The organism is Paractinoplanes brasiliensis, from assembly GCF_004362215.1.
GTDB lineage: Bacteria > Actinomycetota > Actinomycetes > Mycobacteriales > Micromonosporaceae > Actinoplanes > Actinoplanes brasiliensis.
This window is the reverse complement of the sequence record NZ_SNWR01000001.1, coordinates 6,766,005-6,791,666: the sequence shown is the minus strand read 5'-3', so window position 1 is coordinate 6,791,666 and position 25,662 is coordinate 6,766,005. Positions and strand designations below refer to the sequence as shown.

The 25,662-nt window shown below is 71.8% G+C and carries 17 protein-coding genes, 1 tRNA gene and 1 pseudogene; 9 read left to right on the top strand and 10 right to left on the bottom strand.

The window, feature by feature from the left end; genetic code table 11:
* Positions 1-2: 2 nt before the first annotated feature.
* Both C8E87_RS30350 and C8E87_RS30345 read right to left on the bottom strand, forming a co-directional pair.
* Positions 3-1,457, bottom strand: a complete 1,455-nt coding sequence (locus C8E87_RS30350; RefSeq protein WP_239080301.1) for an ArnT family glycosyltransferase — start codon at positions 1,455-1,457, stop codon at positions 3-5.
* Between the two features lie 1,493 nt (positions 1,458-2,950).
* Positions 2,951-4,294 (bottom strand): ferredoxin reductase family protein, encoded by a 1,344-nt coding sequence (locus C8E87_RS30345; RefSeq protein WP_133876246.1) that lies wholly within the window; start codon positions 4,292-4,294, stop codon positions 2,951-2,953.
* Positions 4,295-5,436: 1,142 nt separating this feature from the next.
* Between C8E87_RS30345 and C8E87_RS45825 the strand changes: the two genes are divergently transcribed.
* The 4 genes from C8E87_RS45825 to C8E87_RS30325 all read left to right on the top strand — a co-directional run bounded on the left by C8E87_RS45825 (position 5,437) and on the right by C8E87_RS30325 (position 10,515).
* Positions 5,437-7,839, top strand: coding sequence for a D-alanyl-D-alanine carboxypeptidase family protein (locus C8E87_RS45825; RefSeq protein WP_166661290.1), 2,403 nt, complete (start codon positions 5,437-5,439; stop codon positions 7,837-7,839).
* A 68-nt stretch (positions 7,840-7,907) separates the two neighbouring features.
* Positions 7,908-8,765: a VanZ family protein gene (locus C8E87_RS30335; protein WP_133876245.1), complete on the top strand. Its 858-nt coding sequence runs from the start codon at positions 7,908-7,910 to the stop codon at positions 8,763-8,765.
* Positions 8,765-9,436: a response regulator transcription factor gene (locus C8E87_RS30330; protein ID WP_133876244.1), complete on the top strand. Its 672-nt coding sequence runs from the start codon at positions 8,765-8,767 to the stop codon at positions 9,434-9,436. The genes C8E87_RS30335 and C8E87_RS30330 overlap by 1 nt, the downstream gene beginning before the upstream one ends.
* Positions 9,433-10,515 carry a sensor histidine kinase gene (locus tag C8E87_RS30325; RefSeq protein ID WP_275409085.1) on the top strand — a complete coding sequence of 361 codons (1,083 nt, stop codon included), beginning with the start codon at positions 9,433-9,435 and terminating at the stop codon, positions 10,513-10,515. The genes C8E87_RS30330 and C8E87_RS30325 overlap by 4 nt, the downstream gene beginning before the upstream one ends.
* Before the next feature lie 181 nt (positions 10,516-10,696).
* On the opposite strand, the gene C8E87_RS30320 is transcribed toward C8E87_RS30325, so the two are convergent.
* Both C8E87_RS30320 and C8E87_RS30315 read right to left on the bottom strand, forming a co-directional pair.
* The gene (locus tag C8E87_RS30320; protein WP_133876243.1) at positions 10,697-11,896 is read right to left on the bottom strand and encodes an MFS transporter; all 1,200 of its coding nucleotides are present in this window, start codon (positions 11,894-11,896) and stop codon (positions 10,697-10,699) included.
* 45 nt (positions 11,897-11,941) lie between these two features.
* Positions 11,942-12,580 carry a phosphoribosyltransferase gene (locus C8E87_RS30315; RefSeq protein WP_239080300.1) on the bottom strand — a complete coding sequence of 213 codons (639 nt, stop codon included), beginning with the start codon at positions 12,578-12,580 and terminating at the stop codon, positions 11,942-11,944.
* Between the two features lie 176 nt (positions 12,581-12,756).
* Here C8E87_RS30315 and selA point away from each other — a divergent pair.
* Together selA and selB are read left to right on the top strand one after the other, a co-directional pair.
* A pseudogene (gene selA / locus C8E87_RS30310) lies at positions 12,757-14,034 on the top strand (L-seryl-tRNA(Sec) selenium transferase); the annotation flags it as partial.
* A 289-nt stretch (positions 14,035-14,323) separates the two neighbouring features.
* Positions 14,324-16,201, top strand: coding sequence for a selenocysteine-specific translation elongation factor (selB, locus tag C8E87_RS30305; RefSeq protein ID WP_133876241.1), 1,878 nt, complete (start codon positions 14,324-14,326; stop codon positions 16,199-16,201).
* Between the two features lie 249 nt (positions 16,202-16,450).
* On the opposite strand, the gene C8E87_RS30300 is transcribed toward selB, so the two are convergent.
* Positions 16,451-16,870: a RidA family protein gene (locus C8E87_RS30300; protein ID WP_133876240.1), complete on the bottom strand. Its 420-nt coding sequence runs from the start codon at positions 16,868-16,870 to the stop codon at positions 16,451-16,453.
* Positions 16,871-16,942: 72 nt separating this feature from the next.
* Here C8E87_RS30300 and C8E87_RS30295 point away from each other — a divergent pair, with 72 nt between their 5' ends.
* A complete protein-coding gene (locus tag C8E87_RS30295; protein ID WP_133876239.1) occupies positions 16,943-17,845 on the top strand; it encodes a LysR family transcriptional regulator in 903 nt (300 codons plus the stop codon).
* A gap of 7 nt (positions 17,846-17,852) precedes the next feature.
* On the opposite strand, the gene C8E87_RS30290 is transcribed toward C8E87_RS30295, so the two are convergent.
* Both C8E87_RS30290 and C8E87_RS30285 read right to left on the bottom strand, forming a co-directional pair.
* Complete coding sequence (locus tag C8E87_RS30290; RefSeq protein ID WP_166661289.1) at positions 17,853-18,302, bottom strand: hypothetical protein; 450 nt, start codon at positions 18,300-18,302, stop codon at positions 17,853-17,855.
* A 400-nt stretch (positions 18,303-18,702) separates the two neighbouring features.
* Positions 18,703-18,798, bottom strand: a tRNA-Sec gene (locus C8E87_RS30285).
* 58 nt (positions 18,799-18,856) lie between these two features.
* Here C8E87_RS30285 and selD point away from each other — a divergent pair.
* Both selD and C8E87_RS30275 read left to right on the top strand, forming a co-directional pair.
* On the top strand, positions 18,857-19,867 hold the full coding sequence (gene selD / locus C8E87_RS30280; RefSeq protein ID WP_133876237.1) for a selenide, water dikinase SelD: 1,011 nt from the start codon (positions 18,857-18,859) through the stop codon (positions 19,865-19,867).
* Between the two features lie 166 nt (positions 19,868-20,033).
* The gene (locus C8E87_RS30275; RefSeq protein ID WP_203720705.1) at positions 20,034-20,420 is read left to right on the top strand and encodes a MerR family transcriptional regulator; all 387 of its coding nucleotides are present in this window, start codon (positions 20,034-20,036) and stop codon (positions 20,418-20,420) included.
* Here C8E87_RS30275 and nrfD read toward each other — a convergent pair.
* From nrfD to fdh, 3 genes are read right to left on the bottom strand one after another with little or no spacing between them, the layout of a single operon-like run.
* On the bottom strand, positions 20,365-21,333 hold the full coding sequence (gene nrfD / locus C8E87_RS30270) for an NrfD/PsrC family molybdoenzyme membrane anchor subunit (RefSeq protein WP_239080297.1): 969 nt from the start codon (positions 21,331-21,333) through the stop codon (positions 20,365-20,367). The genes C8E87_RS30275 and nrfD overlap by 56 nt on opposite strands.
* Positions 21,330-22,382, bottom strand: a complete 1,053-nt coding sequence (locus C8E87_RS30265) for a 4Fe-4S dicluster domain-containing protein (protein ID WP_133876234.1) — start codon at positions 22,380-22,382, stop codon at positions 21,330-21,332. The genes nrfD and C8E87_RS30265 overlap by 4 nt, the downstream gene beginning before the upstream one ends.
* A complete protein-coding gene (gene fdh / locus C8E87_RS30260; RefSeq protein ID WP_275409083.1) occupies positions 22,369-25,632 on the bottom strand; it encodes a formate dehydrogenase in 3,264 nt (1,087 codons plus the stop codon). Before fdh ends, C8E87_RS30265 begins: the two co-directional genes overlap by 14 nt.
* Positions 25,633-25,662 lie beyond the last annotated feature (30 nt).

The following is a 25,662-nucleotide window of genomic DNA, read 5'->3' as shown; positions in this document are numbered from 1 at the left end:
TCTCAGCTGAAATGCCGCAGCCCCGGCCACATCTGACTCCACGGGGCGGGAAGCCGGCGACACACGTACAGGCGGGCTTCGGTCTCCTCATTGCTGACGTCGGCCTCGTTGTCGAGGTTCCCGAGCAGGTCACAGCCGCTGAACCGGGCATTGACCTGGTGGCTCGGCGCCTGGGACAACACCACAGCGATCGTCTTGTCGTCCGGCGGCGGACCGAAATCGGCGAGCTCGTTGTGGCCGCTGTAGACATTCGCCACCCCGTACCGGTCAAGGGCGCCCGCCTCCCCGTAATTGCCGGTGAAAATGACCGCACGCCGTTGCTCGTCCGGCCTGAGCGTGGCGAAGGCCTGTTTGACCTGGTCGACGTATTCGGGCCAGCCGACCTGATCGGCCGCCGCGACGTTGATGTCCGCGATCGGCCCGAGCCTGTTCGCGGGCAGCACCGGCAACGCGAACACGGCGGCGAGCAGCACGTTCAGCGCCACTGCCCCGACAAGCAGCTTGCGGTGCCGCCATCGCGCGGCGGAAACGGCCCCGACGGCGAACAGAGCCAGGACGAGTCCCGTCGTGTAATAGGGCTGCCCACCGGTCGCAAAAGTCAAAACCAGCATGAGCCCGTACGCCACCACGAGCGCCCGCAACAACGTGTCCCGGTAAGCGGTGACGATGCCGGCCACGAGCACCGGCAACAGCGGCAGCCCGACAATCACGAGCTGAAGTGGCAGCAGCATGACCCGCGATTCGCCGCCCTTGTCCTCCGCGATGGCAGCGGCCATTTCCGCCTGCGGGAAGCCGTTCGCGATCTGGTAGATGAGGTTGGGCAGCCCGATGAGCAGCGCCAGCCCCGCCCCGATCCAGAGCCACTTGTTCGCGAACTCACGGCGGGGTCCCGCGATCAGCAGCCCGCCGGCCAGGCAGATCAGAAGCAGAACCACGAGGTGCTTGTTGTAGAGCCCCAGCCCCGCGATCACGCCGGCCACCAGCCAGGCCCGTTTCTGCCCGTGAACGATCGCCTTGATCACGCAGAGGATCACGCCCAGCCAGACCACCGTATCCGTCGCGGCGGTCGACCCGACGTGCGCCGAGGCCAACGGCAGTGTCCCCGCCGCACCCACCGCCGCCAGCGTCTGCGCCGCCTTCCGCCCACCGGCCTCCCGCGCGATGGCCGCCGCCAGCAGGGCCGCAACGCCCGCGAGCAGCGCCGGAAATATTCGGATGGCCCAGACGCTGTCGCCGAACAACTCGATGCTCAGCCTCACCAGCATCGGCGTGAACGGCGGCTGATCGACATACCCCCACCGCGGATGCTCCGCCAGAAGCCGGAAATAGAGCTCGTCGCGGTGGTAGTCGTAGCGCCCCGACGTCGCCAGCAGCAACGCGACCACGCCGCCGGCCACCAGCCCGACCGGCAGCCAAGCCATCGCGGGCCGCCCGTTCGTCCCGTTCGTCCCGACCATCCTGCCTCCCCGCTGCTCCGCTGCTCCGCTGCTCCGCTGCCCCGCTGCCCCGCTGCCCCGCTGCCCCGCTGCCCCGCTGCCCCGCTGCCCCGCTGCCCCGCTGCCCCGCTGCCCCGCTGCCCCGCTGCCCCGCTGCCCCGCTGCCCCGCTGCCCCGCTGCCCCGCTGCCCCGCTGCCCCGCTGCCCCGCTGCCCCGCTGCCCCGCTGCCCCGCTGCCCCGCTGCCCCGCTGCCCCGCTGCCCCGCTGCCCCGCTGCCCCGCTGCCCCGCTGCCCCGCTGCCCCGCTGCCCCGCTGCCCCGCTGCCCCGCTGCCCCGCTGCCCCGCTGCCCCGCTGCCCCGCTGCCCCGCTGCCCCGCTGCCCCGCTGCCCCGCTGCCCCGCTGCCCGCTGCTGCCCCGCTGCCCCGCTGCCCCGCTGCCCCGCTGCCCCGCTGCCCCGCCGAGGATGATCACCCAACCCGTTGATCGGCGGAACGGTCGATGCTCGCACGTCGGCCATGGGTAGTTGATCACCACCGCAGTTGATCACCGGAGCAGCCGCCACATACCCCCACCCACCCGGGGCGTGGCCCGACGCTACAGCCCTGTGCCCTGCCGAGAAGCATTGTCCACAATCGGCGATGCTCGGTGGGGGCCTGTGGATAACTCACGATCGATTGGTTGCGAAACCGATAGAATGGTGGAAGGGGCCGGAACAGCTGGAGCACTCCTGCCGGGGTGAGAGAAGCACTTCGACGGGGAGCGAACGCCCGCGCTCAGCCGAAGCGCCCGTGGGGAAGTGCGAGACACCGTGGCCGGCGGAACATCGCCCGACGGCGGCGAGCCGGGCAACGTCTGCCATCTGTGCAGGCGTTGCGGCCGTACACCGTGACCGCACGCCCACGGCCAACGGCGGCGGCGTGCCCCGTAACACCCACCGCCGGCGGAGCCGTTACGGCTGTACGAGTAACCGCGCGCCCGCGGCCAACGGAGGCGTCCCGACCACAGGCGGTGGCCACGCCCACTCCCGAGGGAAGCATCCTGACCGTAAGGCGACGATCACGCCCACTCCCGAGGGAAGCATCCTGACCGTAAGGCGACGATCACGCCCACTCCCGAGGGAAGCATCCCGACGGTAAGGCGACGATCACGCCCACTCCCGAGGGAAGCATCCTGACGGTTGGCGACGATCACGCGTGCACAGCAGGTGCAAGCCTCCCGCCGCAAACGGCGACCGCCCAACCACAACCAGCGGAAACGTCACGCCGCGAACAACCACCCGGCAACCACGGCTAGCAGAAGCGTTACGGCCGCAAGCAACCACCCCCACCCACGGACGGCAGAAGCGTCACAGCCACAAGCAACCAACCACACCACAGCCGGCGGAGGCGTCCCGGTCGTGAACGGCCACCGCAAACTCGTAGAAGCATCCCGTCCATATGCGGCGGCCGCGCACCCCAGGACATCCGGGCACCTCGATCCGGGGGTCGATCGAGCCCGGCGTCCACAAGGAGGTCAGGCGGCCAGGCGGAACTGTTCGGCGTGGCGTTGGCGGGCGGGGACCTTCAGGGCTTTGAGGCTGCGCAACACCTCGTTCGTCATGGGCCCGGGGCCGCAGACGAAGACGTCGCGTTCGGTGATGTCGGGGACCAGGGCGAGCAGGCCCGCAGGGCTGAACGGCTGGTTGTCCGGGCCTGTGCGACCGGTCAGCACGTGCAGGCGGGCGTGGCGCAGCGCGGCCAGGTTGCGCAACTCGCCCAGCAGGACGGCGTCGGCGGGGGTGCGCACGCGGTAGAGCACCACGATGTCGCCGGAGAGGGTTTCGTCTTCGAAGAGCGCCCGGATCGGCGTGATGCCGATGCCGCCGGCGATCAGCACTGTGTCCTGGCGGGTGCGGGCGGCGGCGGTGAAAGCCCCGTACGGGCCCTCGGCAAAGACGCGTGTGCCGACCGGCAACTGTCGCAGGCCCGCGCTCGTACGGCCGATGGCCTTCGCCGTGAGTCGCAGCGAGTGACCGTCGGGGGCGGCCGACAGGGACCACGGGTTGACCTGCCACCAGCGGTTGTGGCCGGGGAAGCGCCACAGGAAGAACTGCCCGGCCCGCGCGTGCAGCTTGTGCAGGTTACGCCCGGTGACGTGCACGGAGACCACGTCGTCGGCCTCGGAGACCACGGCGGCAACCCGCAGGCGGTGGCGTAGATTACGGACGAGCGGGAGCAGCAGACGACCCGTGATCAGGGCGCCGATGGCGAAAATCCACAAGCCCCACCAGTACGCCTGGGTGAAGTTGTTGGTCTTGAAGGCGCTGCCCTCGTAGACCTGGTGGATCACACCGAGGACGATCACGGTGTAGACCAGCAGGTGGATCGTGTGCCAGACCTCGTACGAAAATCGCCTGCGCGCCGCCCGGATCGAGGTCACCGCGATGACGCCGATCAGCCCGGCGGCGATCATGCCGAGGAGCACGGGCATCTGCTTGCCCAGGGCGGGGATCCGGCTCAGGAACGAGGCGTTCTCGAGGCGTGCGTACCCGAGCATCACGAATGTCGGATGCAGCAGCACGAGCCAGAAGATGGTGAAACCTGTCCAGCGGTGCCAGGTGGTGAGCTTGTCCATGCCGATGCGGCGGTCGAGGAACGGCAGCCGGGCGATGAGCAGCAACTGCAGCGCGAGCGCGAAGGCGAGATGCATGCCGAAGACGCGCCCGATCTGGACCAGCGTGTTGTAGGCGGGCCTGCTCGGATTGGCCAGCATCAGCTCGACGATGGCCAGGTTGAGAACCAGAAAGGCCCAGAGCATCACGTACGCGGCCCCGGCCTGACCGGTGCGGCTGACGCGCTGTGGGGTTGCGGTGATCATCCGGCCCTCCCGGGGGTGTGAACCTTTTTAGCGGGCGACCGCGTGATCGCGCAATCACCCACACGACAGGCGGACCGGAGTGGTTCAGCCCGCCGTGACCGGGTGGCGCGGCCCGGAGATACTTGCCCCCTGTGCCCGGGCCGACGGGCTGTAAGGAGCGAGTAGTGACGCAGCCGGCCAAGCCGACCGACGAGACCCAGCCGATCCCCGCCTCGCAGGCCGATGAACGCACGGAGGCCATCGGTGTCCCGGCGGCGCCCGGGGCTGCCTCCTCGGTGGCGGTGCCCGCCCAGCGATCACCGTCGCCGGACGATGCCGATCGGACAGCGATGCTGCCGGTTGTGTCAAAAACCACTGACAGCCGTACGGGGAATTCCGGCGCAGCCGTGGCCGGCAGCTCGGCTACCCACGGGTCGGCGGCTCCAGCGTCGTCTCCAGCCGCCGCCAGCACGTCACCAGCGGGCGGGTCAGCGGCCGACAAGTCAGCCACCGGCGGATCAACGGCCGACAGATCAGCGGCCGGCGGGTCAGCGGCCGGCGGGTCAGCGACGCCTGCGTCGTCCGACAGCCCTGGGAAGCCGTCGACAGGGCCGCGGAAACCGCAGACGCTGGAAGAAGCCGACGCGACGATCAGGATGCGGGCCGCGGCCAAACGCCAAGCGTCCCGCGAGCCGTCAGCTCCCACGCCCGGGTCTGCTGGGCCCGTCGGTTCGCGGCCTGATGCGGGCGCGCTGCCCGCCAAAGCCGTCCAGGCCAGTGCCACGCCGCCGGCTGAGACCACTCCGCCTGGGAAAGCCACACCACATGGCAATGCCACACCCCGTGGGAACACCACACCACCTGGGGATGCCACACCACGCGGGAACACCACACCACCTGGGGATGCCGCACCGCCTGGGAATGCCACACCACGCGGACACACCACACCACCTTGGGATGCCACGACCACACGGCCGCACCCGGCACCGCCTTCATCCCCGCAGTCGACCGGGAACGCCACGTCGTCCGCCGAAGCCAGCCGATCCGCCACGGCCAAGTCGGCCGCCACGCCGCCTGGTGAGTCCCGGGCGGCCGGAAGCACACCGGCTACCCCGGCCGAGCCCGCTCTCACGTCGTCCACGTCGCCCGCTACGGCCGGACCCATGCCGTCGAACGATCCCGATGCCACGGCGCCGCTCACTCCGATCTCGGCGAACAAGGACGCGACGAACAAGGACGCAGCGAACAAGAACACGGCGAACAAGAGCGCCGCCGACCAGGGCTCGACGAACAGCGGCTCGGCGAACGGGCCCTCCCCCACGACGGCCGACGCTCGTCCCGCCGTTGCAGGACCGGTGCCCAGCCGCGTTTCAGGCCCCGCTTCCTCGCAGCCCGGCCCGGCGGAACAGAGCGACGTGCGACGGCCGACCAAGGCCGGGCAGAGCGACCCGGCACGGCCCACAAGCACGGCCCGGCAGCCCGACCCGGAGCGGCCCAGCACGGCTCAACAGCCCAGCACCGTTCGGCAGAATGATGCGGAACGACCCACAGCGGCCCAGCAGAACAACCCGCAACGGCTCAGCAACACAGCACAGCACGGCGGCACAGGACCGTCCTCCGTGCCTGTGGTGGCCGGGCAGAACAAGCCCGAGCAGGCACCTCGCGGCGAGGCCACGCCGGGGGCCGCCGTGCCCGCCGCGCGCCCCAAGCCTGAGACCGGTGCCAGCGCGAGCGTTCCCGGACGCGTACCGGTTCCCGCGCCCAGGCCCACCCCCAGTACGGCCGACACCCCACCCAGACCCACCCCAAGCACGGCCGACACCCGGCCCGGGGCCGTCCCAGGTGCGGCCGAGACCCGGCCCGGGGCCGGAAAGGTCTACGGCGGGGCAGCCCAAACCTCAGCTCCCGCGACCACGCCCGGCACCTCGGTGCCACGTTCACAGCCCGGCACCTACGGGAAGCCGTCCTCGGGCGGGACTCCGGCTTCGGCCACGGCGGGAACCGCCACACCGTCAGCACCGGCACGAACGTACGGCAGTCCACCAGCCGAGGCACCCACCAAGCCGGCTTCGGCCACGGCAGGAACCGCCACACCGTCAGCACCAGCACGAACGTACGGCAGCCCACCAGCCGAGGCACCCACCAAGCCGGCGTCGTCGACATACGGGACGGCCGCGCCCCGCAAGCCCGCGCCGGCGGGTTACGGAACCGCCGACCCGGCGACATACGGCACTTCCACGCCGGCGCCGGCAACGTACGGAACCACCGCACCGCCCAACCCGGCCAAGGCCACGGCCGCGACGTACGGGAGCCGGTCACCGGGCGCCGTGCCCGACACGTACGGGAAGACGCCGGGCCGGGGGCGGGGGCGGCTCGTCGCCGTTCTGGTCGCTGTGGCGCTGCTCGTGGTGCTTCTGGGCGGGGGATCGGCGGTTCAGCTCACCCGCGACCTGCCCGCGGCCACCCTCGCCACCACTGTGGCCGCGACCATGAAGATCCCCGGGGCGGCGCCGCGACTGCCCTGGCCCGACAGCGGCTCGGCCGAGCTCATGATCGAAGGGCTGGGCCGGCTCGGTGGTTCCAGCAGCGACACAGTGGCGCCGATCGGCAGCGTGGCCAAGGTGATGACCGCGTACGTGATCCTCAAGAATCACCCGCTGCAAGGGGACGAGGAAGGGCCGTCGCTCACCGTGACCGCGGCCGACGTGGCCGACTACAAGGCCCGGATCGCCAGCAATCAGTCGCTGGTGCCCGTACGGGTGGGTCAGAAACTGACCGAGCGGGACGCGATCGAGGCGCTCATGCTGCCCTCGGCCAACAACATCGCGCATCAGCTGGCGATCTGGGATGCCGGGTCGGAGGCCGCGTTCGTCGGCAAGATGAACGCCGCGGCGGCCGAGCTGGGCATGGCCGACACCACGTACACCGATCCCAGCGGCTACCTGCCGACCACCGTCAGCACCGCCTCCGACCAGGTCAAACTGGGCCGGGCGGCGCTCAGGATGGAGGTCTTCGCCGAGATCGTCGCGCTCGAGAGCGCCCGCATCCCGGTCACCGGCAAGATCCGGAACTACAACGACCTGCTCGGCGTCGAGGGTGTGTCGGGCATCAAGACCGGGTCGACCGACGAGGCCGGCGGCAACCTGCTCTTCTCGGCCGGCCTGACCGTGGGCGGGCGCAAACTCACGATTGTCGGCGCGGTCTTCAACCAGCCCGGCCTGCACACGCCGGAGCAGCTGGCCAACGTCAACCGGGAGGTCCGCGCGCTCCTGAAGGCCGTGCGGCAGACGGTCAAGCAGCACACGTTGCTGCCCGCCGAGCCGGTCGGTGAGGTCCGTACGGCGTGGGGTTCCACCAGCACAGTCCGGCCGTCCACGCCGCTGCGGGTGGTCGGGTGGCCCGGCATGACGGTTCCGCTCAAGGCCGACACGACGGCGCCGGGCGCGACGGTCACGGCCGGTCAGGCGGTCGGGTCGGTGGAGGCTTCCGGCGTACGGGTCGACCTGCGAGCCGACGAGGCGACCACCGGCCCCTCGGTGTGGTGGAGGCTCACCCGTACGGGCTGAGGGGTGTATCGCGGGTGTATCGAAAAGCGGATACGCCCCCGCAACGGCCGCCGGACTTGACTGCCGGCATGACTCGACGCACCGGTCGGAGGCGGCTGCTCGCCTGGACGGGGCCGGCCGCCGGCGCCGGCCCGCTGCTGACCACCGCAACTGCTGAGGCGGCCGGGAGCGGGCCGGGCACGCGGGCGCGCGCCAAGCCGTGGTGGGCTGCCGGTTTGGCGGTTCTGGGCCTGGTCGGCGTGCTCTGTGCCGGGCGGCGGATGCTGCTGATGGCGGCGCCGAGCTGCTTCGCGGGGCACTGGCACGGCTGTTACGACACCGACAACGGGGTCGTGCTGATGACGCTGGCCGGATTGCCGCCGGCCGTCCTGGTGGCGTGCGCCCTGGCGGCCGTACGCGGGTGCCGGCGGGACGCGTTCGCCGAGGTGGGGCTGGTTTACGGGACGGTGCCGATGCTGTGGCTGACCATGATGCCGGGGCCGGGTGCCGGTGTCGTTCCCGGGCGGGTGAGCCTGATACCGCTGGCTGACCTGGTGACGATGGGGCCGCTCGGCGTCGCGGGGAACCTCGTCGTGCTGGCGGCGCTGGGGTTCTTCGCCCCGATCCGGTTCGCCGCGGTGGCGTCGGCGCCGCGGTTGCTCGCCCTCGGGGCCGCCGCCTCGGTCCTGATCGAGACCAGCCAGTACGTGTTGCGCCTCGACCGTGTCTCGTCGGTCGACGACGTGCTGGTCAACGCGGTCGGGGCGACGTTGTTCGGACTGGCGTCCCGCCGCTGGTGGAAGCCGCGGGGCGGGACGGTCGCGGACGGCGGGTCACTCGCGGGTAGCGCGGCTGCGCGCGGCGGGATCACTGTGGGTGGCGGGGCCGCTGCGGATGGCGGGGCCGCTACGGGTGGCGGGTCGACTTCGGCACATAGGCTGCCGTAGTGCGCGTGCTGATCGTGGAGGACGAACCCCACCTGGCCGAGGCCGTACGGGACGGGTTGCGCCTGGAGGCGATCGCGGCCGACGTCGCCGGGGACGGTGACACCGCGCTCGAACTGCTCGCCGTCAACTCGTACGACCTGGCCGTGCTCGACCGGGACATCCCCGGCCCGTCCGGTGACGAGGTCGCGCGCCGCATCGTGGCCTCGGGCAGCGGCATGCCGATCCTCATGCTGACCGCGGCCGACCGGATCGACGACAAGGCGTCCGGGTTCGAGCTGGGCGCCGACGACTACCTGACCAAGCCGTTCGAGCTGCGTGAACTGGTGCTGCGGCTGCGGGCGCTCGACCGTCGTCGTGCGTACGCCCGTCCCCCCGTACGGGAAATCGGGGGTTTGCGGGTCGACCCGTTCCGGCGGGAGGTGTTCCGGGACGGGCGTTACGTGGCGCTGACCCGCAAGCAGTTCGCCGTACTGGAGGTGCTGGTGGCGGCCGAGGGTGGGGTGGTGAGCGCCGAGACCCTGCTCGAGCGGGCCTGGGACGAGAACGCCGACCCGCTGACCAACGCCGTCCGCATCACCGTGTCGGCGCTGCGCAAACGGCTCGGCGAACCGTGGATCATCGCCACCGTGCCGGGCGTCGGCTACCGCATCGAGGAGGGGAACCCGGGTTGAGCACACGGTTCCGGCTCACTCTCAGCTACGCCGGTTTCCTCATGCTGGCCGGCGGCCTGCTGCTGGCGACCGTCTGGGTGTTCCTGCTGCGTTACGTCCCCGACCAGGCGCTTCTGCGTCCGGCCGGCCCGCACGTCCCGGTCGGCGGGGTCTTCCCGGTACGGTCCGAGCTGCTGCGCGCGTTCGCCCCCAAGGCCGCCGCGGCGATCGCCTTCCTGCTCGCGTTCGGGCTGGTCGGCGGCTGGTTCCTGGCGGGCCGGATGCTCGCGCCCCTGACCCGCATCACCGGCGCTGCCCGTCAGGCCGGGACGGGTTCGCTGTCCCACCGGATCCGCCTGCGGGGCCGGCGGGACGAGTTCCGGGAGCTGGCCGACGCGTTCGACTCGATGCTCGATCGGCTCGAAGCCCACGTCGCCGAGCAGAAACGGTTCTCCGCGAACGCCTCACACGAGCTGCGCACACCACTGGCGATCTCGCGGACCCTGCTCGACGTCGCCCTCAAGGACCCCACACGCGACCGGGACGAACTCCTCGAACGCCTGCACGCCGCCAACACTCGGGCGATCCAGCTGACCGAGGCGCTGCTGGTGCTCGGCCGGGGCGAGCGGGGCAGCTTCGCCCGCGAGGCCGTCGACCTGTCGCTGGTGGCCGAGGAGGTCACCGAGACGCTCCTGCCGCTGGCCGAGCAGCGCCGAACCACCCTGGAGGTCACCGGCGGCGTGGCTCCTGTCGCCGGTTCGGCCGAACTGCTGACGCGGATGGTGACCAACCTCGTCCAGAACGCGATCGTCCACAACCTGCCGGCCGACGGCACGGTGACCATCCACACCGAGGCCGGCGACGAAACGAGCGTGCTGCGGGTCTCGAACACCGGCCCGAGGCTGCCGCAGGAGCAGATCCCGGGGCTGACAGAGCCGTTCCGCCGGGGGGCCGAACGGGTCCGCACCGACGAGCACGCCGGGGCCGGCCTGGGCCTGGCCATCGTGCACAGCATCGTACGGGCCCACGAGGGAACGCTCGACCTCACCGCCAGGCCCGCGGGAGGGTTGACCGTGACGGTCCGGCTGCCTTCCGGATGACCGCCATTCCGGTCACGCGCTACCGCCCTGGCCCCGCACGACGCTCGCGGGCCACCGGGAACATCCCGGTCACGCGCTACGGCCCCGGCCCCGCACGACGCTCGCGGGCCACCGGGAACATCCCGGTCACGCGCTACGGCCCCGGCCCCGCACGGCGCTCGCGAGGCACAGCGGGTTCGGCCTAGTGCGGTTGGAGGGTCGACTCGGCGTACGGCTGGGGTGTGGTTGTGGTTGGGCGGTTGACCAGCACCCGGCCCAGCGTCAGCGTGATCAGCCCGGCCGCGACGACGCTGAGCAGACCCACACGCAGGCTGGACAGGTCGGCCACGTAACCCACCAACGGCGGGGAGAGCAGGAACCCACCGCGCAGCAGCCAGCTGACGATGGTCAAACCGGTGCCGGGTGGCAGGCCGGGCAGTTCGTCGGCGGTGTGCATGGCCGCGGGCACGAGGGTGGCGACGCCGAGGCCGGCCAGGGCGAAACCGGCGAGCGCGGACGGCACGGACGGGAACGCGAGCGCCAGGCCCATCCCGACGGCGGCGACGGCTCCACCGGCGCGGACGACTGTGCGCTGGCCGAAGCGGTCGACCACGCGGTCGCCCAGGAGGCGGCCGACGGTCATGGCGGTCTGCAGGGCGACGACGGCCAGGCCGGCGGTGGCGGCCCCGGTGCGCAGGTCCTCGGTGAAGAACAACGCACCCCATGACGAGCCGGCGTCCTCGACCAGCGCGCCGGCGGCGGCCAGCACGCCGAGGGCGGCCAGCATGCGGATGGCGGTGCCGGTGAAGCGAGCCCCGGGCGAGCTCGCCGGCGTCTCCGAGCGTTCGGCGTCCTCGGGGCCGGGCAGCAGGTAGCGGAACGCGATCAGGGCGACGGCGCTGAACAGGACGGCCGAGATGGTGAGGTGCACGCTGAGGGGCAGCTTGAGCCCGGCGGCGGCGGAGCCCATGAGGCCGCCGAGCACGGCGCCGATGCTCCAGACGCCGTGCAGCGAGTTGAGGATCGAGCGGCCGTAGAGGCGCTGGACCCGCAGGCCGTGGGCGTTCTGCGCGACGTCGACGATGGAGTCGAGCGCGCCGATCAGGAACATCGCGGCGGCGAAGACGAGCCAGTGCGGCGCGAACGGGATCGCGAGCGTGGCCGCGGTGAGCAGGACGATGCCGAACGAGGCGACCTTGGCCGAGCCGAGCCACCGGATGGCGGCGCCGGCCAGCAGGCCCGCGAGCAGGGCGCCGACGGGCATGGCGGCCAGGGCCGTGCCGAAGACGACGTTGCTGACTCCGAGGTCGGCTTTGATCTGCGGGAAGCGCGGCACGATGTTGAAGAACACCGCGCCGTTGGTGAGGAACAGGGCCGCAACAGCGGCGCGCGCCTTTCTCATGCGTACGAGCGTACATACGATGTGTACGACCGTACATAGCGCCGGTCAGGTGTGAGCGAAGCCTCGCATCGCCTGCTCGACGTCGGCGTCGGTGAGCTGGTCGAAGTCCACGTACCACTGCCCGACCGCGCGGAACTCAGGCGGAGCGCTCAGGCAGATCACCGCGTCCGCCTCGGCGGCCAGCTTGTCCCGGGCCTGCGGTGAGCACACCGGCGCGGCGAAGATCAGCCGGCTCGGGTGCGACTCGCCGAGCCACTGCAGGGCTGCGCGCGCGGTGACGCCGGTAGCGAGCCCGTCGTCGACCACGACCACCTCACGGCCGGTCGGGTCGGGCGGCGGCCGATCACCACGGTAGGCACGGACGCGGCGGGCCAGCTCGACGCGCTCCGCGGCGACCACCCCGGCGAGGGCGTCCGGGTCCACGCAATCATCGAAGACCGGCGGCCCGTCCTCGGCGATCGCGCCCACCCCGAACTCGGGCCGGTGCGGCGCGGCGATCTTGCGGGCGATCACCATGTCGAGCTCGCCGCCGACCCGGGCTGCGACCCGGACGGCGACCGGCACGCCGCCACGCGGCAGCGCGAGCACCAACGGGGCGGGCCCGGGGTGTTTGCGCACCTGGTCGGCGACCGCCTCGGCCAGCAGGCGCCCGGCCTCGTCCCGGTTCGCGAACATCATCGGCATGGCGGAGGGCGTACCCCGAAGGGCACGCCCTATACGTCCGACCATCATTTGCCGGCGGCAAGCACCAGGTTGAGCCCGGTGTCGGCGGCCACGACCGGGTCGCGGAACCCGGCCTCGGCCGGCCCGCCCTGCGTCCCCAACCCGTACGCGCGGCCGGGGCGAGTAACTTCTGCTGCATGGTGGATCCCCGGCGGCACGTTCCGCGGACCGACGCGGTGCTGGCCGATCCCCGGCTCGTGGCCGCGACGGAGACCGAGGGCCGGGCCGCGGTCAAGGCCGCGGTGGTGGCGACGCTTCAACGCGTACGGGATGGTTCCCTGAAACCGGACGAGGTGGTCGGCGCCGTCCTGGCCGCCCTGCCCGGCGGTCTGCGCCCGGTGCTGAACGCGACCGGGGTCGTCCTGCACACCAACCTGGGCCGCGCCGCGCTCTCCCCCGCCGCGCGCGCCGCCGTGGTCGAAGCGGCCGGGCACACCGACGTGGAACTCGACCTCGCCACCGGCCGCCGCGCCAAACGGGGACGTACGGCACTGGCCGCCCTGCAACGCGCCGTGCCCGCCGCCGAGGACGTGCACGTCGTCAACAACGGCGCCGCCGCCCTGGTCCTCGCCGCCACAGCGCTGGCCGGCGGCGGACGCGAGATCATCGTCAGCCGCGGCGAGATGGTGGAGATCGGCGACGGTTTCCGGCTGCCCGACCTGCTCGAGTCGACCGGCGCCCGCCTGCGCGAGGTGGGCACGACCAACCGCACCTCCGCCCAGGATTACGAGCGTGCGATCGGCCCGTCGACCGGGTTCATCCTCAAGGTGCATCCCTCCAATTTCGTCGTACGGGGCTTCACCAGCGCCGCGTCCGTTCCCGAGCTGGCCGCTCTGGGCACACCGGTCATCGCCGACATCGGCTCGGGCCTGCTCGCCCCCGACCCGCTGCTGCCCGGCGAACCCGACGCCGCCACCACCCTCACCTCCGGCGCCGCCCTGGTGATCGCCAGCGGCGACAAGCTGCTCGGCGGGCCGCAAGCCGGCCTGCTGCTCGGCTCGGCGCCGCTGGTCAACCAGTTGCGCCGCCACCCCCTGGCCCGCGCCCTGCGCGTCGACAAGCTGACCCTCGCCGCCCTGCAGGCCACCCTGACCGCCCCCTCCACCCCGACTTGGGACGCGCTGCGGATCTCCCCCACGGCTCTGCGCCAACGCACCGCCCGCGTCGTGGCCCTCCTGACCGCCGCCCACGTCCCGGTCGAGCTGGTCGAATCGTCCGCGGTAGTGGGTGGCGGCGGCGCCCCCGAGGTCACCCTCCCGTCGTGGTCGCTCTCCCTGCCTTCCCCGTACGCGGCCCCGCTGCGCACCGCCCCCACACCAGTACTCGGCCGCATCGACCGTGGCCGTCTCCTCCTCGACCTGCGCTGCGTCCCACCGGAGTCCGACCCGGTACTCGCCGACATGGTGATCGCCGTCGCCGGCCAGGCAGCCCCATACACCGGCCCTGCCCTTCCCGCAGGCCCTGCCGCTCCCGCAGACCCCGCCCCCACCAGCCCTGCCGCTCCCATTGGCCCCGCCGCCATAGGCCCTGCCGCTCCCATTGGCCCCGCCGCCATCGGCCCCGCCGCTCCCATTGGCCCCGCCGCCATAGGCCCCGCCGCTCCCGCAAACCCCGCCGCCACCAGCCCTGCCCCCACCGGCCCTGCCGCTCCCACTGGCCCTGCCCCCACCGGGCCTGTCCTTGCCGCCGGCCAGGGGGCCTGACGTGCACGTCGTCGCCACCGCCGGGCACGTCGACCACGGCAAGTCGACGCTGGTGCGGGCGCTCACCGGCATGGAACCCGACCGCTGGGCCGAGGAACGCCGCCGCGGCATGACCATCGACCTCGGCTTCGCGTGGACGACACTCGGCTCGGGCGAGACCGTGGCTTTCGTCGACGTCCCCGGCCACGAGCGTTTCGTCCCCAACATGCTGGCCGGCATCGGCCCCGTCCCCGCGGCGATGATCGTGGTGGCCGCCGACGAGGGCTGGATGCCCCAATCGGCCGAGCACCTGGCGGCGCTGACGGCCCTCGACGTCCGGCACGGCCTGCTCGTCGTGACCCGAAGCGACCTGGCCGACCCCGGTCCCGCCCTGGAAGCCGCCCGAGCCGAAATCGCTTCGTCGCCGCTCGGAGCCGTACCCACCGTGGCCGTCAGCGGCGTGACCGGTGCGGGCCTCGACGATCTGCGGGCCGCGCTCGCCTCTTTGATCGCCTCGCTACCCGCGCCGGACGTTTCGGCGCCGGTGCGTTTGTGGATCGACCGCGCCTTCACGGTCAAGGGCGCGGGCACGGTGGTGACCGGCACGCTGGGCGCGGGAACGCTGCGCACCGGCGACGAGCTGACCCTCGGCGACGGCATGGTCCGCGTACGGGGTCTGCAGTCCCTGGGAAAGACCGTCGACTCGGTCAACGCCGTCGCGCGCGTCGCCGTCAACCTGCGCGGCACGGCCCGCGACGAAGTGGGCCGCGGCGACGCCCTGCTCACCCCCGGCCGTTTCCGCCCCACCGACCTGATCGACGTCCGCCTGCACGGCGACCCGGTGGCCGCCTTGCCGGCCACGGTGACGCTGCACGCCGGCTCGGCCGCCGTTCCCGTACGGGTCCGCCCGCTCGGCCCCGACACCGCCCGGCTCCGCCTGCCCCGCCCCCTCCCCCTGCGCATCGGCGACCGCCTGCTGCTTCGCGATCCCGGCCGCCACCACGTGGCCGGCGGTGTGACCGTCCTCGACGTGGCCCCACCCGGCCTCAAACGCCGCGGCGCGGCCGCCGCCCGAGCCGTCGTGCTGACCACACTCGACGGCCGTCCTTCCCTCGACAGTGAACTGACCCGCCGCCTCCTGATCCGAGCCCCCGACCTGGCCGCCATGGGCGTCCCCCTCCCCGCGCCCACTGCTCCCGTGCCCGGCGAAGCGCCCACCGTCCCGATGCCCGGCGAAGCGCCCACCGTCCCGATGGCCGACGAAGCGTCCACCGCTCCGATCACCGACGAAGCACCCACCGCTCCGATCACCGGCGAGGCGCCCGCCACTCCGGTGGCCGGCGACTGGTATGCCAACCCCGCCCACTGGGCGTCACTCGGTGACCGTCTGCCCGACGAGGTCGCCACCTATCAACGCGAGCATCCCCTGGAACCAGGAATGCCGATCGAGGCCCTCAGGCACCGCCTCGGCCTGCCCGACCGCGCCCTCGTGACCGCCCTCGTCCGGCCCCCGCTCACCATCCTCGCCGGCCGGGTCGCCGCGGGCCCGTCCGGGCCGCCCGAGGAGTTGGTCGCGTTGGTAGCCAAGGCTTTCGACGGCCTGGGTCCCTTCGCCGCCCCCGAGGCCAACAACCTGACCGCCCTCGGCCTAGGCCCGCGCCAGCTGGCCGCCGCCGCCCGCAACGGACTCGTCATCCAGCTGGCGCCCCAGGTCGTGCTGGCCGCCGGCTCGGTCGAGGCCGCCGGCGAAGCCCTGGCCGCCCTGCCGCAGCCGTTCACCCTGAGCGAGGCCCGGCGCGCCCTCGATACCACCCGCCGGGTGGCCGTGCCGCTCCTCGAACTCCTGGACCGCCGCAACCTGACGGAACGCCTCCCCGACGACCGCCGTCGTCTCCGCTGACCTTCATTGGTCTGCCCTTCCTGATTCCGCCGGCGCCTCGTGCAGCCGAGCAACGCCATTATCGGCCCGTTCGGGTGATCGTTTGAGTTATCCACATTCCAGGGTTGTCCACAGGCCACCCCGCGGACGGCGGCGGATCCCGGTAAAATCGCAGGTGGCGGTGGCCCCCAGGGAGGGCGGGCTGTGCGTGCGGGCGGGCGGTGCGTGCGGGCGGGCGGTGCGTGCAGGCGGGCGGTGCGTGCAGGCGGGCTATGCGGGCCGGGTGATGTTGGGCTGGGCGACTGCGGTCAGCTCCACTTCGAGCACCGCGCCGGGCAGGAACAGTCGGCTCACCTCGACAGTGGTGCTCGCGGGCGGCTTCGGGAACAGCCGACGACGTACGGCTCCGTACGCGGCCAGATCGTCCAGACTGGTCATGAACGTGCGGATGTGGAGCACGTCGGCCGGCGAAGCGCCGTGGGCCGTCAGCAACCCCTCGACGATCTCGAAGATGCGTTCGGCTTGCTTGCCCGCGTCTCCGGGGGCCACCACGTCGCCGTTGTCGTCGACCGCGACCTGGCCGGCCAGCATCAGCAGCGCGCCGGTGGGCAGGTCGACGCGGGCGACATGGGCGAAGCGGTCGCCGAACGGAGCGGCCACCCCGGCGGGATTGTCGAGCGTCACTTTCATGCGGATGACGTTAAGGCCGTCGGCTGCCATGCCACCAGCGAATGTCGCGCATGTGTGCGATGCTGCCGCGTCATGGATACCGCGCTGCTGGACGTGTTCCGCACCGTTGCCCACTCGGGCTCGATCACGGCGGCCGCGCGGCGATTGCGGTACACGCAGTCGGCCGTGTCCCGGCAGATCGCGGCGCTGGAGTCCGAGATCGGGGCGGCTGTCTTCGACCGTCTGCCCCGCGGGGTCACGCTGACCGAGGAGGGTCGTGCGCTTCTCCCGCACGCCGACGCGATCCTCGACCGGCTCGGCGCCGCCCGGCGCGCGGTGGACGACGTGCGTACGGTTGGCACCGGCCGGCTGCGAGTGGGCGCCTTCCCGACGGCCGTCGCGGCGCTTGTTCCCCGGGCGCTGTCGCGCTTTCGGGACGCGTACGGGGAAATCGCCTTGAGTCTTGTCGAGGGCCTGACCCCGGCGCTGCTGGAACGGCTGGCCGCGGGCGAGGCCGACATCGCCATCGTGAGCGAATCGCCGGCCGGCCCGATCGACACCACGCGTTTCGACCTGCACCATGTGCTCGACGAACGGCTGCTGGTGGCCGTGGCCCGCGACCACCGCCTGGCCCGGCGTCGCACGGTGAATCTCGCCGAACTGGCCGACGACCCGTTCATCGCCGGTTCCGCCGAAGCCGAGCCGACCCTGCTGCGCGCGGCCCTGCCCACCGGTTTCAGCCCACGCATCGACATCGTGGCCGCCGAGTGGACCGGCAAGCTGGGCTGCGTGGCCGCCGGCCTGGGCGTGGCGCTGGTACCGGCCCTGGCCATGCGCGGCAAACCAGCCGACGTGGCCCTGCTACGCCTGCACCGCGACGACGAGCCGACCCGCCGGATCTACGCCGCAACAGCAGCCGGCCGAGCCAGACCCGCCGCGGTCGACCGTTTCCTACCGATCCTCAAATCCGCCGTCGACCCCTCCTGGACCCGATGACCACCCCTCAGCCTCCGCCACCGGCCCCACCCGGACCCGGTGGCCGGTCCTCGGATTCGGCGTCGACCGCGCGTGTGCCCGATGACCGCAGGTCCACGTTGTTCACCGTCGACCGATCAGCCCGTACGTGGATATCGCCGCGCTCGGCATCGAGCCGCGCACGCTCGATGCGCCCCCGGTCGGCTTCTGCCCTCACCGTGGAGTCCCCGACGGCCACCACCGCGCTGTCCGCGATCGTCGACCCGCGCCGGGCCGTCACTTCCACAGTGGCCCGCCCGCTGCTGTTGACCACTCTCCGGTCCCACCAGGCCAGCCCGGCCGCCACCAGTACGACGACCCCCAGCGCGACGGCGACGGTCACGCTCCAACGCTCGGTGATCACGTTCGTCAGGATGCCCACGGCCACGGAACACAGCACGCTCAAGACCGCGATCAGCCGAGGCCCCACCGTCCGCACCGCGCCTCCCCGGCTCGCCGGCTCGCAACACCCCGAGCCTACCGGCGCTCCACAACGCCCGGTTTCCCCGCACGGCGGAAGAGACGACGCGCGGCCGGCTTCCCCGCACGGCGAGAGAAGCGACGCGCCGCCAGCCTCCCCGCACGGCGAGAGAAGCGACGCGCGGCCGGCCTCCCCGCACGGCGAGAGAAGCGACGCGCCGCCAGCCTCCCCGCACGGCGGAAGAATGCGAGCGGCCGGGAAGGGGCGGGACGGCCTGGAGCAGACGGAGAGGACGGCGCGGCCTGGAACAGGTGGAGAGGGCGGAGCGGCCCCGAGCAGGCGCAGAGGGCAGAGCAGCGCCGAGCAGGCTCAGAGGGCAAGGCGGCCGAGAGCAGCGAGAGCAAGCTGAGAAAGACTTTGGCGGAGGCGGACGGGAATCGAACCCGCCCAACTCGGGTGCCGAGTTGCACCGGTTTTGAAGACCGGGAGGGGCACCAGCCACCTGAACGCCTCCGTGGGAAACCATAGCGGGCCGCTGGGCGGCGGGATCACGGGCGTGCCACAGTGGGGCGGTGACCACTACCGATGCACCCAGGTTGACCCAGTACGCGCACGGCGGCGGCTGCGCCTGCAAGATTCCGCCGGGGGAACTCGAGTCGGTGGTGGCGGGCCTGGTCGGCACCGGTGCGCCCAAGGGGCCGGGTGAGCTGCTGGTGGGGCTCGACGACGGGGACGACGCCGCCGTGGTCAGTTTGGCCAACGGCACAGCGGTGGTGGCCACGGCCGACTTTTTCACGCCGGTGGTCGACGACGCGTACGACTGGGGGCGGATCGCCGCGGCCAACGCGCTGTCGGATGTCTATGCGATGGGCGGCACGCCGGTGGTGGCGGTGAACCTGCTGGCCTGGCCGCGGGATCTGCTGCCGATGGAGCTGGCCGGTGAGGTGCTCGCGGGTGGGCTGGCGGTCGCGCGGGAGGCCGGGTGCCACCTCGCGGGCGGGCACAGCGTGGACGACCCGGAGCCCAAGTACGGCATGGCGGTCACCGGCATCGCCGACCCGGATCGGCTGATGCGGAACGACGCGGGCGTGGCCGGGGTGCCGCTGACGTTGACGAAACCGCTGGGCATCGGGGTGCTGAACAGCCGGCACAAGGGCACCGGCGAGGTGTTCGACGAGGCGGTCGCGGCCATGACCACGCTCAACCTCGGAGCTTCGATCGCGGCGCTCAAGGCCGGGGCGGTCTGCGCGACCGACGTGACCGGGTTCGGGTTGCTCGGCCACCTGCACAAACTGGCCCGGGCGAGCGGCGTCACGGCGCGGGTCGAGGCGAGCAGGGTCCCCTACCTCGGCGGAGCCCGGCAAGCCCTCCAAGGCGGGTACGTGAGCGGCGGCACGCGGCGCAACCTGGACTGGGTCCGGCCGCACCTCGAGGCCGGCGTCGGCGAGGACGAGCTGTTGCTGCTGGCCGACGCGCAGACGTCGGGCGGGCTGCTCGTGGCCGGCGAGGTGCCGGGCTACCCGGTGATCGGCGAGCTCATCCCGGGACGCGCGGACGGGGTCACGCTGGAAGTACGGGCTTGACCTCGAGCGCACTCGAAGTGGGAGGCTGGCGAAGAGATGAGAAGCCGGCCCCAACGAAGAGGTGCGAGGCCGGCGAAGAGATGAGAAGCCGGCCCCAACGAAGAGGTGCGAGGCCGGCGAAGAGATGAGAAGCCGGCGCCAACGGAGAGGTGGGGGGGCTGGCACGGTGGTGAAGGGATACACCGTCGGGGAGGCGGCCGAGATGGTCGGGCTCACCGCGCACACGTTGCGCTGGTACGAGCAGGAGGGCCTGGTCGAGCCGGTCGAACGTGACTCGGCCGGGCGCCGCCGGTACTGCGACGACGACATCGGCTGGTTGCGGCTGCTCATCCGGCTGCGGACCACCGGCATGCCCGTACGGGAAATGCGCCGTTATGCCGAGATGGTGCGGGCCGGGGACTCGTCGCTGAACGATCGCCTGCAGCTTTTCCTCGAGCATCGCGAGCGCGTCCTGGCGCGCATCGCGGAGTTGCAGCAGGACCTCACGATGCTCGACCTCAAGATTTCGGTGTACGGGGAGATGGCTCGCGCTCATCAGCAAGCTGCTGTCTAGCCAGCCTCTCCCGCTGCGGCACCACCGTGTAACGCGGGTCCCTTGCCGACTCGACCCCGGCCTCGAACACCCCGAAACGGGTCAGCACCGAGCCCGCGAGCAGCGACGCCCCGGCCAGCGCGGACACCACCCGGCTGCGGCGCCCGGCCACAGCCGCGACAGCACCGGCCACCGTCAGCGCCCGCGCCACCCGCAGCAGCTTGCCGGGCCGGCCCGTACGGTAGGGCTCGCTGAGCAGCCCGTACGCCGTCTCGACCCGATGCCCGGCGGCCAGCTCGAGCGCCGCCCCGGCCACCGCCATCCGCCGCGCGGGACGGCCGGGTGACGCGATCAGGCCCACTCCGGCCCCGCTCGCCAGGGCGCTCCCGGCGAACATGAACGGCAGGTCGGGGTGCACGGCGTTCCAGCTGGGCACCGCGGTGTCGGCGAGGAGCACAGCCGTGTATGTGGCCAGACCCGGCGCGAGCGCGGCAGCGCCGTACCCGGCCGCCGAACCCACCGGCGGGACGAGCTTGAACACGCCACGATCCGGCAGCAGGGGCGCCAGTTCGGCCGCCGCCGCCACTCCGGCCGCGCCGCCGAACAAGCTCAGCAGCCATGTGCCCATCGACATCGGCGACGTCGGCTTGGCCACCCGCAGCATGTGGTGGAAGCGTTCCGGCCGCCCCAGGTCCTTGATCAGGAAGAACGCGCTGGCCCCGAGCGCGCCCATGGTGGCGGCCCGGCCGACGCGGCGCAGCGTCACGTCGCCGGTGGCCTGGGCGCCCGCCGCGAGCAGCGCCGAACCCGCGGCGAGACCGCCGGTGAACAGGTAGATCGCGATGTCGTGGGTCCACACCGGCGGCCGCACGATCGGGCGCCCGTAATAGGACTGGAACTCCGCGCGGGGCACCAGGGAACGGTCCCGGCTCATCGTTTCCTCCCGGCGAACGCCACGACGGCGGTCGCGGCCATGGTCAGCGCGGCCCATCCGGCCCTCTTCCACATCGCGGGCAGGTCCCGGGTCGGCACGTGCGGGTCGGGCGGCAGGCCGTACACCTCGGGCTCGTCGAGCAGCAGGAAGAACGCGCCGTCGCCGCCCACGCCGTCGCCGGGGCTCTCGCCGTAGAGCCGGGCCTCGGGCACGCCGGCCTCGTGCAGCTGCTCGACCCGTTTCGCCGCCCTTTCGCGCAGCTCGTCGAGCTCGCCGAACTGGATCGACTCGGTCGGGCAGGCCTTGGCGCAGGCGGGGGTCTGGCCGTCGCCGAGGCGGTCGTAGCAGAGCGTGCACTTCCAGGCGCGGCCGTCGTCCTCCCGGCGGTCGATGACCCCGTACGGGCATCCGGAGATGCAGTATCCGCAACCGTTGCAGATGTCGTCCTGCACGACGACCGTGCCGAACTCGGTGCGGAACAGCGCGCCGGTCGGGCAGACGTCGAGGCAGCCGGCGTGGGTGCAGTGCTTGCAGACGTCCGACATCATCAGCCAGCGGAAGTCGCTGCGTGGCGCCGGAGCCGACTTACCCGGCAGATCAGACGTCGGCATGCCGAGGAACTGGGCGCCGGTCCCGGCGGTCCCGGCGGTCCCGGCGGTCGCGGCCGCCGCCAGCGCGTCGACGGCCGGCTCGATCCCCGGTTCGGTGCCGGTCGGCGCCCCGCGCTGAGCCGCGACCACATTGGTGGCCGGAATCGAGGACGGCCCCGTCGGCAACCCGAGGAAGGCGCTCGACCCGCGAGCGGGCTGCTCGATGAACGCCACGTGCCGCCAGGAGTTCGCCGTCAGCCCGCCCGTGTTGTCGTACGAGTGCCCGAGCAGGTTGAAGCCGTCGTCCGGCACGTCGTTCCAGGTCTTGCAGGCCACCTCGCACGCCTTGCACCCGATGCAGACCGACGTGTCGGTGAAGAACCCCATCCGTGGTGGCGGCTCGGTGTATCCCGCGTCCTCGGCCGGGTCGACCGGGCCGTACAGGCTATTGCTGCCCATCGTCGGCGTTCTCCTCCCCCACCGTCATGATCGGGGTGTGGTGGCCGGCGGTCAGGCCGGCCCGGTCCCGATAATCCTGCACGAACCGCAGCAGCTCGGGCCCGGTGGGGCGGCGCCCCGGTTGAATGTCGCAGGTGCCGACCTTGCTCTCCTGGATGAGCACGTTCGGGTCGAGCGTGATGCCGATCAGGTCGTTGGCCGAGTCGCCGGTGACCAACCCCTCGCTGCCCCAGTGGTACGGCATCCAGAGCTGGTGCACCACCCGGCCCTCGATGCGCAGCGGGGCCAGCCGGTCGGTGACCATGACCTTGGCCTCGATGGCGGCGCGCGCGGTGACGATGTGCGCCCAGCCCATGTGCTCCAGGCCGCGCTCGGCTGCCAGTTCGGGCGACACCTCGACGAACATCTCCGGCTGCAGCTCCGACAGGTAGGCCAGCTGCCGGCTCATCCCGCCGGCCGTGTGGTGCTCGGTCAAGCGGCTCGTGCTGAACACGTACGGGAAAACCTCGGAGTGCCTCTCGGGCGGGCTCGGATTGGTCGGGTTGTCGGAGCGCTGGTACACCTTGCGGGTCGGGTTGGCCTGCTGGCCGTAGAGCGGGTTGCGCACCATCGACTCGGCCGGCTCGTAGTGCGTCGGCATCGGGCCGTCGATCAGCCCGCTCGGCGCGTACAGCCAGCCCTTCCCGTCGCCCTGCATGATGAACGGGTCGTCGCCCGCGATCGCCTCGACACCGGTCGCGCCCTCGGGCGGACGGTAGGACGGCGGCTTCGTCCTCTCGAAGTCGGGCACGTCGTCGCCGGTCCACTCGCCCTTCTCGGCGTCCCACCACACGTACTTCTTGCGTTCCGACCACGGGTTGCCGTCGGGGTCGGCCGAGGCGCGGTTGTAGAGCGTCCGGCGGTTGGCCGGCCACACCCAGCCCCACTCGGGCGCGACGTAGCTCTGCTCACTGCCGGGTTTGCGGCGGTTGGCCTGGTTCACCCCGTCGGAGAACACGCCGGTGTAGATCCAGCAGCCACCCGACGTCGTACCGTCCGGCTTCATCTCGGTGAAACTGCTGAGCAGCTTGCCGGTCGTCAGGTCGTACCCGTTGATCTCTTTGAGGACCGCCTCCCCGTCCGGCTCGTCGTCACCGTATTCCCAGGTCAAATTCAGAAGACCCTGGTCCCGCGTACGGGTGGAGCCCGCGAGCCGTTCCCGGATGATCTTGCCGAGGTGGTAGAAGAACCACAGCTCGCTGCGCGCGTCGCCCGGCGGCTCGACGGCCTTCTCGCGCCACTGCAGCATGCGCTGGGTCTGCGTGAACGTGCCCTCCTTCTCGGCGTGCGAGGCGGCCGGCATGAAGAACACCTCGGTCCTGCACTCCTCGGGCACGATCTCGCCGGTGGCCACCTCGGGGCTGTTCTTCCAGAACGTCGCGCTCTCGATCATGTAGAGGTCGCGGACCACCAGCCAGTCGAGGTTGGCCATGCCCAGCCGTTGCGCGCGCCCGTGCGCGGAGCCGACGGCCGGGTTCTGCCCGAGCAGGAAGTAGCCCTTGACCTTGCCGTCGATCATGTTGAGCACCTGCTGGTAGGTGCCGTGGTCGCCGGTGAGCCGGGGCATCCAGCCGTACCCGTAGTCGTTCTCCTCGGTCGCCGCGTCACCCCAGTACGACTTGAGCATGCTCACCGCGTACGACTTGGCGTTGGCCCAGAAACCCTTCTGCTCGGGATGGCGGATCGCGTCGATCCACTGGTCGAACGTCTCGTGCTGCTGGAAATGCGGCATCGGCAGGTAACCCGGCAGCAGGTTGAACAGGGTCGGGATGTCGGTCGAGCCCTGGATGCTGGCGTGCCCGCGCAGCGCCATCACGCCACCGCCGGGGCGGCCCATGTTGCCCAGCAGCAGCTGGATGATCGCGCCGGTACGGATGTACTGCACGCCCACGCTGTGCTGCGTCCAGCCCACCGAGTAGACCAGCGCGGTCGTGCGCTCCCGGCCCGAGTTCGCCGTCCAGGCCTCGCAGACCTCGAGAAACTTTTCCTGCGGCACGCCGCACAGCCGCTCGACAACCTCGGGCGTGTAGCGCGCGTAGTGCCGCTTGAGCACCTGATACACGCAGCGCGGATCCTGCAGGGTCGGGTCGCGGGGCACGTCGGCCGGGATCGGCGGTCCGTGCGACTCCTGTTCCAGCCCCGAGGCGGTCTCGCGGTCGACGTGCGTCTCGTCCTCCTCCTGGCCCTCGTCCCGCTGCCCCGCGTACTGCCAGCTGGTCTGGTCGTACGTGTTGGTCTCGGGGTCGTAGCCGGAGAACAGGCCGTCGAGGTCCTCGGTGTCCTGGAAGTCCTCGCTGACGAGCATGGAGGCATTGGTGTACGCCAGCACGTACTCCCGGAAGTCCTTCTCGTTGCTCAGGATGTAGTTGACCACGCCGCCCAGGAACGCGATGTCGGCGCCGGCGCGCACCGGCAGATAGGTGTGCGCGAGCGCGCTCGTACGGGTGAACCGGGGGTCGACGTGGATGACCTTCGCGCCCCGGTTCTTGGCCTCGACCACCCACTGGAAGCCCACCGGATGCGCCTCGGCCATGTTCGAGCCCTGGATGACGATGCAGTCGGCGTTAGCCAGATCCTGGAGGAATCCGGTGGCCCCGCCACGGCCGAAGGAGGTTCCCAGACCGGGAACCGTGGCGGAGTGTCAAATCCGCGCCTGATTCTCGATCTGGATGGCGCCCATCGCGGTGAAGAGCTTCTTGATCAGGTAGTTCTCTTCGTTGTCGAGCGTCGCCCCGCCCAGGCTGGAAATTCCCAGCGTACGGTTCAGGGGCTTGCCGTCGGCGTCGGTGTCCTCCCAGGTGGCGTCCCGCGCGGCGAGCACCCGATCGGCGATCATCTCCATCGCCGTGGAGAGATCGAGTTCCTCCCAGTCCTTGCCGTACGGGCGACGGTAGAGAACCTTCTGCTGCCGGCGATCGCTGGTGACGAGGCTGAGGCTGGCCGAGCCCTTGGGACACAGCCGCCCCCGCGAGATCGGGCTGTCCGGGTCGCCCTCGATCTGGACGACCTTCTCGTCCTTCACGAAGATCCGCTGCCCGCAGCCGACCGCGCAGTACGGGCACACCGACTTGGCGACCCGGTCGGCGGTCTCGGTGCGGGGCTGGAGCTGCTTCGACTTCTTGGACTGGGCGGCGGCGCCGCGCCCGAGCGGATCCGTGCCCGTCAGCTGCCGATAAACCGGCCAGCCTTCGATCCACGTCTTCACGCCCATGATCTGGACCCTAACCCCTCGGCGGGGCGC